The following is a 13,044-nucleotide window of genomic DNA, read 5'->3' on the forward strand; positions in this document are numbered from 1 at the left end:
CCTGATGGCGCACCTGTCACGAAGCGCGGCGTTGTACATCCATATCGCGCAGTATCGTCTTGACGATTTTGCCATAGTTGTTCTTGGGCAAAGCGTCGATGAAGATATAATCCTTCGGACGTTTGAACCTTGCGATCCGATCCAGACACAAATTGTCGAGTTCGACGGCCGCTGCTTTGCCGACCACATAAGCAACAACGACTTCGCCCCATTCGGGATCGGGTCGACCGATGACCGACACTTCAGTGACATCTGGATGCACCAGCAGCACTTCCTCAATCTCGCGCGGATAGATGTTGCTGCCGCCCGAAATGATGACGTCCTTCGAACGATCCTTCAGTGTCAGATACCCATCTTCACCAAAGGCACCGATATCACCGGTATGCAACCAGCCCTCTTTCAATGTTGCAGCGCTCGCAGTCTCATTTTGCCAGTATCCGCTCATGACTGTGGGACCGCGCACCAGAATTTCACCCGACATGCCCGCAGGCAGTGCCTTGCCTTCATCGTCGCAAACCATGACATCGACCATGCCAAACGGTGCGCCGACACTGCCCAGTACTGCCCGCCAGTTTGCGCGCGTGCGATCGGCTATCGTCTTGCGATCGAGCACGGTAATGGTCATCGGAGTTTCGCCCTGACCGTAAATCTGGGCAAGGCGCGGCCCAAACGCGTCCAGCGCAGCAATAGCGTCCTCGACATACATCGGCCCGCCGCCATAAATAATGGTGCGAAAAGCCGCCGGATCGGCCTTATCCGCTTCGGCAACCATGCGCTTGACCATTGTGGGGGCCGCGAAGAGCGACATCCGCTGCCAGTGTGCAGCCAATTCGAAAACTTCCTGCGCATCGAAGCCACCGGATTCCGGAACGACATTGACACCACCGCGCAATATATGCGCCATCATGTAGAGACCTGCTCCATGGCTCATAGGTGCAGCATGCAACGTTGTGTCCCCAACCACGGTCGGATCGACCTCCCCCAGATAGGCATAAGACATGGCAGCCAGATTGGCATGGGAAAGACAGGCTCCTTTGGGCTTGCCCGTCGTGCCACTGGTATAAAACAGCCAGGCCATATCGTCGTCGTTTTGTGACGCAAGCGCCAGCGGATCCGATTGCAGAAGATTGCGCCAGTCTTGCCCGCCAAGCGCAACCAGATAACGCATTCGCTGCGGTGCAACGACAGCTATTGCCTCAGCAATATCTCTCGATGCGAGCACGACGGTGGCACCGGAGTCATCAATCGCAAAAGCAATCTCCTGCGCGTGAAGTTTGGCATTGACGGGAACCGCGACAGCCCCCGCCCACCATGTCGCGTAAAGCGCGGTGACATAGTCGGCCTCGTTCTTGGCTGCGATTACAACGCGGTCTCCGGGTTGCAGACCAAAGCGCTGCGCCAATCCGCCTGCCAGACGGGCTGATCGTTCAGCCAGCTCACCATAGGTAGCCACCACGCGACGGCCGTAACCCACAGCTGGCAATGCCGGATTTGCCCGTCCATTTCGGGCAAGCCACGATGCCATGTTCATCGCTGCTTTCTCCCTTCCTTTTCTGGCCTTTGCATCTCAGGCATATTCAGGGCGACGCGGTGTGAACACATCGAGATTGAGCACATCTTCATCACCAATGACCTCCCCCCAGTGAACCACATTTGGTGGAATGACCAGCAGGCCGCCGGGACCGACGATATGTTCTTCCGAACCCACCGTGAAACGGATGGTTCCGGCGAGAATATAGGCGATCTGCTCATTCTCGTGCGAATGCGGCTTCGGCTCGTGGCCCGGTTTCAGCCGGTGGAGCGCGAGCGTGGCGCCCTCACCTGAGAAGGCCTTGCGCTCGACACCGTCGCGCACGGGCGTCCAGGGAATGCTGTTCCAGTCAACTTTATGAATGTTCATCGAAATGTCTCGCATATTTGAGTTCAGCGGGCGCTGCCCAAAAGGCCGGAAGGCCGAATGAACAGAAAGAGCAGCAGGATCGACAGTGCCGCAACATTCTTGAAACCAGCGCCCAGCGACAGGATGGCAAGAGCCTGAACGAGACCAAGCATGATACCGCCGAGGAACGCCCCAAACGGGCGGCCGAAACCGCCGATGATTGCAGCGATGAACCCGGATATCGCAAACGGCACGCCCATGTTGAACGCTGTATACTGCGTCGGAGTAACCAGAATTCCAGCGAGGGCACCCAGCACTGCGCTGAGCACGAAAGCACCGGTCAGCATTGCCGATACCGGGATCCCTTGAAGCGCTGCCGCTTCGGCATTGATAGAGCAGGCGCGCATCGCTTTGCCAAACCGGGTGCGTTTGAAGAACAGGCCAAGCGCCGCAACGATGAGTAAAGAGCCAGCCATGATCCACAATGACTGATAATTAATCGCTACCCCGCCGATCATGATCGGGGGCAGATCAAGAAATACCGGCAAGGTCTTTGGCTGGTCGTCGACCACCAAAAAAGTCAGCCGCTCAATCACGATCTGTGCAGCAAGCGTCGCGAGGATCATCACGAACATGGCAGCGCTGCGCTTCCAGAGAGGGCGCACCACCAGTCGCTCCAGAAGTGCTCCAACGACGGCCACCACCGCTATCGCCAACACAGCTGCCAGAAAATACGGCAGATGATACTGTTCGAGGAAGATATAGGTGACCATGCCGCCCAGCATCACAAATGCGCCCTGCGCGAAATTGACAATGCCACTTGCATTATAGATGACACAGAAACCAATGCCGATCAGACCATAAACGCAGCCAATGCTGACGCCGCTGATCAGACTTTGAAAAAGCACATCCATCATAAGCTCCTAACCCAGATATGCCGCGATGACGGCCGGGTCTTGGCGCACCGCTTCCGGCGTGCCTTGGGCGATCTTGCGGCCATAGTCGAGCACAACTACTTCGTCGGCTATATCCATGACCAGCTTCATGTCATGTTCGATGAGCAGCACCGCGATCCCGTCGGCGGCAATCATACGCACGGTTTCGGCCAGACGCTCGCTTTCTTCGGCGTTGAGACCAGCCGCCGGTTCATCCAGCAGCAGCACACGCGGACGAGCCGCCATGGCACGGGCAATTTCGAGAAGACGCTGCTGACCATAGGGCAAGGTTGCGGCGGGGCTGTCGGCGACAGACGACAGTCCCACAAGATCGAGAAGCGCCTTCGCCTTCTCCTCCACCTCGCGTTCGGATTGTCGTTGCCAGCCGGGGCGTAACAATGCGGCGAACAGGCCGCCTTTCGTTCGCAAGTGGAAACCGACCTTGACGTTTTCCAGCGCGGTCAGATCCTGGAACAGTTTGACGAGCTGGAACGTGCGTACCAACCCCAACCCTGCTCTCGTTTCCGTCCGCAAGTTGGTCACATTCGACCCCAACAAAATGATCTCGCCCTCACTTGGCGGCATGCTGCCAGCGATGAGATTGAAGAGCGTCGTCTTGCCGGCGCCATTGGGCCCAATGACAGCCGTGACACCCCGTTCCGGAACATCAAATGAAACATTATCGACAGCCGTCAGCCCACCGAACCGGCGCGTGGCGCCACGCACTTGCAGGATAGCGTTCATTGCGCCCTCCCCGAGGTTTTTGACGGCGCCTTGCGCGCATCAAGAGACTTAGCCAACCCAACCAGCCCCTTGGGCGCGTAGATGAGAATGATAATCAGCGTGACGCCGTAGGCCAGGTCCTGACTTTCACTCAAGCCGCGGAATATTTCCGGCAAAAGGCTGACGATAAGCGCTCCGATAATCGGCCCAGCAACAGTGCCCAACCCGCCGATATAGATCATCGTGAAAGCGAGCACGACCATATGGAGGCCGAACACCTCAGGGCTGACAAAGCCAACCACATGGACGAAAAGCGAACCCGCAATCGAAGCCAGAGCTGCAGATAGCAGGAAAGAAAGCAATTTGTACCGCGCCACATTAATACCAAGCGCGCTTGTAGCCTCTTCGCTGCCCGCGACGGCTGCAAATGCTCGCCCCACACGCGATTTGCGAATGCGGGACATGGCGAAAGCGACGAGAATTGTCAGCATTGAAAGGGTCAGCAGAATTTGTCTGTCGCTCGCAGCCTCAAACGATCCAATGCCAAGCGGTGGAATGCCCGAAATCCCGAGATAACCTTGCGTTACGGATTCCCATTCGACAGCGATTTCGTAGACGATCAAGCCGATCGCCAGCGTTGCCATCGCGAGATAATGGCCCTTGAGACGAAGTGTTGGAAGACCAATGATACAAGCCGCCACCATAGCAGCGACGAGCCCAAACATCATGGCTGGCAATGGCGCCCATTCATAGGTTGTGGTCAACACAGCCGAGCTGTAGCCGCCGATGGCTGCAAAAGCGCTTTGACCAAAGGAGACCTGAGCCGTCAGCCCCATAAAGACATTGAGACCGGATACAAAGATCGCATAGATCAGTCCGAAAGCGACGATAGTGGAAAGATAGCCGCCGAAAATCACAGCATAGCCGACAATAGCTGCCGACAGCACCCAGATACCGGCGGATGCTGTCAACCAGTTTCCGAGAAGGCCGCTACCGCCGCCCGTCATTGAAGGATCACGCGAAATAATATTGTGCGAGTTCGTCATGAGATTTTACCTCGCGAGGATCAAGTGTGGCGACGATGCGCCCAAGCGAAAGAAGATAAGCACGGCAGGCGAGTTTCAGCGCCAGCGGCGCTTTCTGCTCAACGAGGATGATCGGCAAGCCCTCCGCGGCCAATCGGCCGAGAGTTTCAAGAATCTCCCCGGTTACACGCGGTGCAAGCCCAAGCGACGGTTCATCGAGAAGCAGCACCTTGGGATCGGCCATCATGGCGCGACCGACAGCAACCATCTGTTGCTCGCCGCCGGACATGGAGCCAGCGACCTGCGAAAGCCGCTCCTTGATCCTTGGAAATAGATCGAAGACACGCGTATAGCGACGCTGCAACTCGGCTTTGTCGCGCACCCGATAGGCGCCAAGTTCAAGGTTTTCGAGTACCGTCATTGGACCGAAAATACCGCGCCCCTCCGGCACCAGGACAACGCCTTTAGCCGCCGCACCCACAGGGTCACGCCGCCCAAGCGAGGTACCCATGAACCGGACCACCCCCTCATTGGGGGTGAGACCCATGATTGCCCGCAACAGGGTCGATTTACCCGCACCGTTCGGCCCGAGGACAGCGATCAGCTCGCCACTCCCAACGGAAAGATCGGCTGACTTAAGCGCCTGAACATGTCCATAATGCGCTTTCAGTCCGCGGGTTTCGAGCACCGGCGTTGCACAGTGCGGCAGCTCAGACGTCATTGCGCGATCCTCACCTTGCCATCGATGATCTGGGCAATCACAAAGGGATTGACGGCAATGCCCTGATGATTGTCAGCCGCGAAATTATAGGTGCCTGTTGTGCCTTGGAAATTGGTGATCTGCTCCAGGTTCTGGCGTACCGATGGACCTTCGAAGGACTTACCCTTTTCGATTGCTGCCACCGTGAGCATCACACCGTCCCAGCCACGCGACGCCCAGTTCGGATCGCGATCAGCGAATTTCTTGCGCCACGGATCAAGGAAGGTGCCGATAGCCTGCTTGAGCGGACCGTCCGGGTAGGCTTCGAATACCTGAGACGGCGATGCAACGAAGAAGAACCTGTCACCCAGAACCTCCGCGACTGGCTTGAAGACGGCCAGATCTTCCAGACTGGTCAAAAGCAGCATGTTCGAACCAAGCTGCTTCAGGTTCTTGGCTGCCGTCAGTGTGGTACCGCCGAGGCCAATCTTGATGATTGCACCAGCACCTGCCGCCTGCATCTTGTTCAACTGCACACTGAGATCGGCGTCATCCTGCTTGTAGGCTTCGACACCCACAACTTCGATGCCGTATTTAGCAGCCGCCTTTTCAGCGACGGTCTTCTGCAACAATGCATAGGGCGTCGGATCATGCAGAACACCAATCTTGCGGATATCTGTCTTGTCGCGCAGATATTCCAGACGTTTTTCGACTTCGAAACCGGCAGGCGGCAAGGTGGTGAACGCCCACTCGATCTCCTTCGGCTGCTTCGGCAAGATGGAGCAGAGGATCATCGGTATTTCGCTACGCGCCGTCATGCTCGCAGCCGCAGCATTACCTGCTGAAACGCAACCGCTGATGAAGATGTTCGCCCCATCCGAACTCATCATCTTGCGGTAGACGGTAACGGCATCCTGTGGTTGCGAGCGGTTGTCTTCAACCACGACTTCGAGCTTGTGCCCCAATACGCCGCCCTTAGCGTTGACCGTTTCAACCGCTGTCTCAACGCCGTCGCGCCAAGCACGATCAACAGTTGCAGCATAACCCGTCAGACCCGCCGAAATGCCGATCTTGTATACCTCTTCCGATGCGGCAGGACTTGCAGCGAATGCGCTGAAGACAACCGCTGCGACGGCCATTTTCTTGGATATGTAAGACATGAACTCCTCCCATAAGTTCGTCTGTTATTTCACTCTCTTAACCGTCAGGCAGGCTTGCCGAACCCTCCGCCACCTGGCGTTTCCAGTACCACCCTGTCATTAGGCTGCATGGTGAGTTTCTTTGCTTCGCTGACCGACTTGCCATTGACGAGGAACCGTCCCGCAGCGCCGTCGGACCCGCCACCAAGCCCTTCCGGTCCCTTGTCGAGCCGGCTCGGCACAGCATTCAGAAGCCATGGCACATCGGTGCGCATGTGGAATCCGATGGTCTGGCCATCGCCACCGCGCATACGTCCTGCTCCTCCCGAACCCCGGCGCAGTTCTTTGCGGTCGAAGACGATCGGCATTGCTGCTTCGAGAATTTCTATCGGAACGGCGGCGACGCCGGTCGGATAGCATGTGGCACTGGGTCCGTGCTTTTCGGCGCGTGCCCCCATCCCGCCGGAATAATTGAACATCGACGAGGTAAACGCCTGCCCTGCATCGTTGCGACCCTGGATCTGGATCGTCCAAACGGCGCCCGATCCTTCGGCGAGTACCTGGGTTGGAATGACCTGATAGAGCGCCTTCAAAATCGGCATCGGCACATACATACCAACAACGTGGCGCGCATTGACGGGAGCCGGATAGCTGCAATTCACGATGGAACCTTCCGGGGCGCGGATTTCAATCGGCGCCAGTGAACCGGAATTATTCGGAAGTTCGGGATTGAGGCAGCTGCGGATGGCGAAAGTCGAGTAGGCGTGGGTATAGTTCAACACCACATTAATACCCGTCGCCGTCTGCATCGAACTACCGTCGAAATCGACAATGATGCTGCCTGCATCCGGATCAACGGTCACGGCAGTTTTTAGCGTGATAACCTCGCCACCGGGAACATCAAACTGGGATTCGCCGTGATAAGTGCCCCCCTTTAACTTGCGGATAGCCGCGCGGGTGGCTTCTTCGGAACGAGCGATGATTTCATCCGACAACATCTCGATATCATCGACGCCCTGACGCTCGCACAGTGCGATCAGATGCTCGGCGGCAGCCTGACCACTTGAAACCTGTGCGGCCAGATCGCCAAACACCGCATCAGGCGTGCGAACATTACGACGGATCATAGCCTGCAAGACAGGATTCATCACGCCACGCTCGTAGAACTTGAGCGGTGGAATCCACAGCCCTTCTTCATGCACGTCACGGGCGCCAGCGCCGATGCCATAGCCCCCGATATCGGTGTGATGGATGGTCGAGCCGATATAGGCAATAAGGCGCTCACCATTGAAGATCGGCGTCAGGATCGTGATATCGAAGAAATGCCCTGCTGAAAGCCACGGATCGTTCGTGATGAGCACATCGCCCGGTTCGCACCGACCACTGAATTCACGTACAAGATGCTGTCCCGCAAAAGCGAGCGAATTGATATGGCCCGGTGTGCCGGTATTGGCTTGCGCCACCATGCGCCCGCGCTGATCGAACAACGCGCAGGCCAGATCGCCAGCCTCACGGACGATAGGGCTGAATGCGATACGTTGCAGCGCCTTGGCGCGTTCGGTGACAATTCCGATCAGATTTGACCAGAGAATCTCAAGTTCGATGCCGTCCACGGTTCTTCCTCCCAACCGTTGCGCTGGCTCTGGCGTTGCCCGTCAAGGTCGCCAGAGACCAGAGCGTCAATTCCTCAAGCCTGTGCTGCTTTCCTGGTCGCAACGATGCATCCAAATGCATCAATGGTTGCGACCCAGTGCGGCGGAATGGCTGTCGTTGTTTCGCGTTCCTCGATGATCACCGGGCCATCAACAACCTGCCCAACGGCAAGATCGCTGCGCTCGTAAACCGCCACCATCTCACCATCCTGCCAGGCATGGACCGGGCGGAAACCCTTCGGCTCGCCAGCTGCGCTGGCTGGTTGACCAGCGGCGTGAAAGTGGATCGCCGGACCGTTGACGGTAATGCGCCAGCTGACGACCTCTACAGGAACGTGCGATGGATTGACCCCATAGAGCGTGCGATAGGCTTCCGAGAACAGTGCCTCAATAGACTGTGTATCGTGTGTCTCGCGCGGATCCTGATCGAACGTGACGGTGACTTCGTGCTGTTGTCCGAAGTAACGCAGATCTGCACCGACGTGAATTTCAACATCAGCGGCCGCGCAACCGGCTTCCATGAGCGCCATGCGGCCCTCTTTTTCCAGTTCGCCCAGGAGCTTTTCCGTACGGTCCCAGTCGATTGCATCGAGCCGCACGAGATCACTGCGAACGAGATCAAGACGCAACGGCGTCACCAGCGTTCCAAATGCGGAAAGTACACTGGAGCGCGGGGGCACAATCACTGACGCGCTTTGCAAAAGCTCAGCAACGCCGCAGGCGTGCAGCGGACCAGCGCCGCCAAAGGCAAATAACGGTAAACCGCGATAGTCGACGCCCCGATCAGTTGCGTGCGCTCTGGCGGCTGAAGCCATGGCTTCCGTAACCACGCGATAGATGCCGCGCGACGCCTGAACGGGGGTTGTTCCCAGACCGTCGGCAAGCTTTTGCATCGCCCGTTCGGTGGCTACGCGATCCAACTGCATTTCTCCACCGAGGAAATTCTCCGCATCGATGAGGCCGAGCATCAGATCGGCATCGGTTACGGTCGCATTCGCTCCACCCCGGCCGTAGCAGGCGGGGCCCGGATTGGACCCGGCACTCTCCGGACCGACCTTCAGCAGGCCCAGTTCATCGACATGCGCAATGCTGCCACCACCGGCACCGATTTCAATCAGGTCAATTGAAGGCACCGTGACCGGCAGACCGCTGCCTTCCTTGAAGCGATAGCGACGATCCACTTCAAACAGACCAGTCACCAGCGGCGTCCGGTTTTCAATCAGACACGCCTTGGCCGTCGTACCGCCCATGTCGAAGGACATAAGCCGGTCGATACCGAGTACCTCAGCGTAATGGCAGGCAGCGAGTGCGCCGGCGGCAGGTCCGCTCTCGATCATGCGCACTGGGTTGCGCCCCGCAGTCTCCGCGCCGACAACTCCGCCCGAGCTGAGCATGATCAGCGGTGTATTGCCAAATCCCTCATCCCGCAGCCGGTCGCTTAGCCGACGCAGATAGGGCTGCGAGATCGGCATGGTGTAAGCGTTGACGGCGGCCGTTGATGCACGGGGATATTCACGGATCTGCGGAGCGACATCGGACGAGGTGCAGATGAACACATCATTGAGCGACCGCGACAAACGTGCAGCCACATGCGCTTCATTGGCTGCATTGACGAAAGAGTTGAGGAAACAAATAGCAACCGATTGCGCACCGCTCTTGCGAATTTCGGAAGCAAGCGCCTCAATTTCTGCATCGGAGGGCATTTCGGCGATTGATCCATCGGCAAGCGTGCGCTCCTTGATGCCGAAGGTGAGTTCCGGTGCGACCAGCGGCTCAGGAAACTCAATCTGCGGATCATACATGTCGTAACGATGCTCGTTACGGATCGACAATACATCGCGGAACCCCTCAGTCACGACAAGCGCAGTTGGCGGGCCCTTCCGCTCGATCAGCGCATTGGTGACCACCGTTGTCGCATGCACGATGACACCATCAATCGCATCGGACGAAATGCCAGCTTTTTTCAATACAGCGTTGACGCCACCGAAGAACCCGCTAAGCAGATCTTCATGCGTAGTCAGGGTTTTGTCGACCGACAGACGACCGTCAGAGTTACGAAGCACGATATCGGTGAATGTTCCGCCGATATCCACTGCAAGCGAATAAGTCATTATTGTTCTCTCCATCCCAAACGTTCCGAGATCCGACGCGCCGTCGCTAGGACCTCACTGACCTGTGCATCTTCCGGTGGAGCACCGATGAATTGCGTCGAGCCAACAATGGCGACGGAGCCGGTGATTTCTCCACGGTGATTGAATACGGGCGCTGCCAACGCATTAACCGCAGTCAGAAGTTCATCGGCAGCGATAGCCCAGCCCTTGGCGTGAACTTCTGCGGCTTCTGCCCGCAACCGAGCCGGATCGGTGATCGTCTTCGGAGTCCACACATGCAAAGGCGCAGCCAGGATCTGGTCCATCAAGGAGGCTGCACCAAAAGCCAGCCAGACCTTGCCATGCGCCGTGGCATGGACGGACAATTCCGTGCCAGGCCGCGTGCCGAACTCAATCACGGTACGTCCGTGCAGCAGGTCCAGCACAACAAGCTTGTTGTCGACCAGACCGCAGATCGTCACCGCTTGGCCGGTGCGTTCGCGCAAAGCCGAAAGCTCGTCGCGCGCTGCTGTCGCCACCTGAAAACGGTTGCGCACCGCTTCGCCCAGCATCAGCAGCTTAATACCCGCTTCATAACGGCTGGTTTCCGGGTCCTGACGCACGAAATCATGGCGCTGCAGGGTAACGAGATGCCGATAAACCGTAGCCTTGTTTGCAGAAAACGCCTTCGCGATCTGCGCCAGCGTCATCGGCTGATCTTGCCCCGAAAGGAACTCCAATACGCGCAAGGCCATATCGAGCGTGCTGGTGCCAGCACCAGCCTTCCCGGTTTTGCCGGAAGCCTCATCCATTTTTTCATCCCCAGTCGTTTCAAATAATGAAACGTTGTTTTATTTATTTAAATGATTGATTGAAACCGTCAAACTGTCAAGAGGCTTTAGAAATACTTTGTTGTTAGACGCAGATATGCCCAGCCGCCCCATTTTATATGGGCACAGCTGGGCCTGATGTTGACCAGTTAGATGTCAGAGAGCCCTATCTTCACGACCAACTATGCGTCGAACCAGTCCGTCCGGTTTCGAAGGTCGCAGAAAAAATAACCGTTATGGTGCCAGAAAAATCTCTATGACAGTTTCTGACCTTCGCCTCAGTTGTTCCCAGCCATCCCTAAAAGCGACAAAGCGGACCTTTGCAAAGTCAGAAGGAGCCAGCTTTAATCGGCAATGCCACGTGCGGAGCACAGCCTGACAACATTGGGATGCATTGGTTGGTATATGAGGGAATAGGCTTGATACTCTCGGAAAACATAGAACATCGCTCTTGAGTAGTGCTTCAAGCCAATCGGCGAAGACCTGCAATCGCCGCGAGAGATGCTGACGATGCGGGTAAAGCAGCGTTATGGGCATTGGCTCCGTACGATGGTTTAACATCACCTCAACCAGTTCCTCCGCTTCCAGGTGCCGTCTGACATCGTAGGCAGGAATCTGGATCAAGCCGAGTCCTGACAGGCAACAGGCGATATATGCTTCAGCGCTATTGACGGTGACGCGGCCTCGCACCGGCAGAGTGCGTTGCTTGCCATCCTCGATCCATTCCCAGTCGTCGACCCGGCCACTGGAGGGGAAAGCGTAGTTGACGGCCCAGGGGGATCCGAGATCACTGGGACTTTGAGGAGCACCATAGCGTTTCAGATAGGCGTGGCTTGCGACATTGATCGGCGCCAGCTTGCCGATAGGTCGCGCTATCGGTCCCAAGTCATTTAAAGGCCCAACACACAGCACACAATCTACACCGTCTTCTAAGAGATTCACCGCGCGGTCAGTGACGCCGAGATCGATATCCATTTGAGGGTAACGGTCGAGGTATTGAGGACGTGCCGGCGCAATGATGAGCCGCCCAATACGACCGGGAACGTCGATCTTCAGTCTGCTGGAACAGGTTTTCCGCGCCCTCGATCTCGGCGATAGCACTCAGGCAACGCTCGTAAAAAGCTGCGCCGTCCTAGATCGGTGAGACGTGACGTGTGGTGCGATGGAGCAACTGCGCGCCGACGTGGTCGCCATATTGGTAGAGGTTGTGCCGGTACTGTACCCTTAACCTGTGCAGATGCGTGTTGATCTATGATCTAATGATTGCGCGGATTACAGGCCAGCGATATCGCGCCAGATAGTATTGGCGACTTTGCGCAGTTCGCGATGAATCGTAGAGGTGAAGCGGTCGCGGGGGAAATGATGAATGTTGTTGATCGCGTCGTGAATGGACGCGAAACGCTGTAAGCGTCGCGTTGACTTGAAGCGTTTCATGCCCTGTTCTCGCCCTCTTATCGGTTGATGAGAATTCTCGGCCCGATTGTTCAAACTTTTGTGCTGGCGAGGGTCACAGATCGTGAGACCGATCTCCCGATTGACCGAAGCATAGAGCCGAGCTTATCAGTGACCATGACACGGGGAACTGCGCCCTGACATGACAGCAACTCCCGAATGAAGCGCCTCGCGCGCCTTGGTATCGCGGCGTTTCTGGGCCAGAACTTCAAGCACAAAGACATCCTGATCAACGGCGCGCTACAGAAGACGTCGTTTGCCGTTGATTGTCACGACAGCCTCATCAAGGTGCCATTTGCCTCCAAGGCGCGGTGTGCGGCGACGAATTGTATGGCATAGTCTCATGGAATAGCCCCCTAATTGCCCGGACAGTTTCTGCCACTTAAATAAGTGATAGGACTACTGTTCACATTATGACTGGTAATAGCATTAAGATGGAAATTCTTTCCGGCCCTGAGCGGCGTCGACGCTGGAGTACAGCGGAGAAGCTTGCGATTGTCCACGAAACCTACGAGGGGCGCGCGACGGTCAGTCTGGTCGCCCGTCGTCATGGCATTGCGCCTAACCAGCTGTTCGCGTGGCGCAAGCTTGCATCGCAGGGTGCCTTGGTTGCCACCGC

At 56.9% G+C, this 13,044-nt stretch carries 11 protein-coding genes and 2 pseudogenes; 1 reads left to right on the forward strand and 12 read right to left on the reverse strand.

The annotated features are described in order from the left end of the window. Window positions 1-16: 16 nt before the first annotated feature. From ACTJKP_RS08430 to ACTJKP_RS08485, 12 genes and pseudogenes are all read right to left on the reverse strand, one after another. Window positions 17-1,531 (reverse strand): AMP-binding protein, encoded by a 1,515-nt coding sequence (locus ACTJKP_RS08430; protein ID WP_078340003.1) that lies wholly within the window; start codon window positions 1,529-1,531, stop codon window positions 17-19. 36 nt (window positions 1,532-1,567) lie between these two features. Then, the gene (locus ACTJKP_RS08435) at window positions 1,568-1,900 is read right to left on the reverse strand and encodes a cupin domain-containing protein (protein WP_440630308.1); all 333 of its coding nucleotides are present in this window, start codon (window positions 1,898-1,900) and stop codon (window positions 1,568-1,570) included. Window positions 1,901-1,923: 23 nt separating this feature from the next. Then, a complete protein-coding gene (locus tag ACTJKP_RS08440) occupies window positions 1,924-2,793 on the reverse strand; it encodes a branched-chain amino acid ABC transporter permease (RefSeq protein WP_176168348.1) in 870 nt (289 codons plus the stop codon). 9 nt (window positions 2,794-2,802) lie between these two features. Then, window positions 2,803-3,558: an ABC transporter ATP-binding protein gene (locus ACTJKP_RS08445; protein WP_162762688.1), complete on the reverse strand. Its 756-nt coding sequence runs from the start codon at window positions 3,556-3,558 to the stop codon at window positions 2,803-2,805. Continuing rightward, a complete protein-coding gene (locus tag ACTJKP_RS08450; protein WP_440630309.1) occupies window positions 3,555-4,583 on the reverse strand; it encodes a branched-chain amino acid ABC transporter permease in 1,029 nt (342 codons plus the stop codon). Before ACTJKP_RS08450 ends, ACTJKP_RS08445 begins: the two co-directional genes overlap by 4 nt. After that, the gene (locus tag ACTJKP_RS08455; RefSeq protein WP_440630310.1) at window positions 4,552-5,283 is read right to left on the reverse strand and encodes an ABC transporter ATP-binding protein; all 732 of its coding nucleotides are present in this window, start codon (window positions 5,281-5,283) and stop codon (window positions 4,552-4,554) included. Before ACTJKP_RS08455 ends, ACTJKP_RS08450 begins: the two co-directional genes overlap by 32 nt. Then, the gene (locus ACTJKP_RS08460) at window positions 5,280-6,422 is read right to left on the reverse strand and encodes an ABC transporter substrate-binding protein (RefSeq protein ID WP_440630311.1); all 1,143 of its coding nucleotides are present in this window, start codon (window positions 6,420-6,422) and stop codon (window positions 5,280-5,282) included. The genes ACTJKP_RS08455 and ACTJKP_RS08460 overlap by 4 nt, the downstream gene beginning before the upstream one ends. A 44-nt stretch (window positions 6,423-6,466) precedes the next feature. Further along, entirely contained in the window at window positions 6,467-8,014 is a 1,548-nt protein-coding gene (locus ACTJKP_RS08465; RefSeq protein ID WP_440630312.1) for a hydantoinase B/oxoprolinase family protein, read from the reverse strand. A 74-nt stretch (window positions 8,015-8,088) separates the two neighbouring features. Beyond that, window positions 8,089-10,164 (reverse strand): hydantoinase/oxoprolinase family protein, encoded by a 2,076-nt coding sequence (locus ACTJKP_RS08470; RefSeq protein WP_440630313.1) that lies wholly within the window; start codon window positions 10,162-10,164, stop codon window positions 8,089-8,091. After that, window positions 10,164-10,955, reverse strand: coding sequence for an IclR family transcriptional regulator (locus ACTJKP_RS08475; protein WP_078339995.1), 792 nt, complete (start codon window positions 10,953-10,955; stop codon window positions 10,164-10,166). Before ACTJKP_RS08475 ends, ACTJKP_RS08470 begins: the two co-directional genes overlap by 1 nt. Before the next feature lie 456 nt (window positions 10,956-11,411). Then, a pseudogene (locus ACTJKP_RS08480) lies at window positions 11,412-12,156 on the reverse strand (LysR substrate-binding domain-containing protein); the annotation flags it as partial. Between the two features lie 89 nt (window positions 12,157-12,245). Then, window positions 12,246-12,749, reverse strand: a pseudogene (locus ACTJKP_RS08485) (IS6 family transposase); the annotation flags it as partial. Between the two features lie 89 nt (window positions 12,750-12,838). Here ACTJKP_RS08485 and ACTJKP_RS08490 point away from each other — a divergent pair. Beyond that, a partial coding sequence (locus ACTJKP_RS08490) for a transposase (protein WP_440630314.1) occupies window positions 12,839-13,044 on the forward strand: 206 nt, incomplete at its 3' end.

Source organism: Brucella sp. 22210, from assembly GCF_052045675.1.
GTDB lineage: Bacteria > Pseudomonadota > Alphaproteobacteria > Rhizobiales > Rhizobiaceae > Brucella.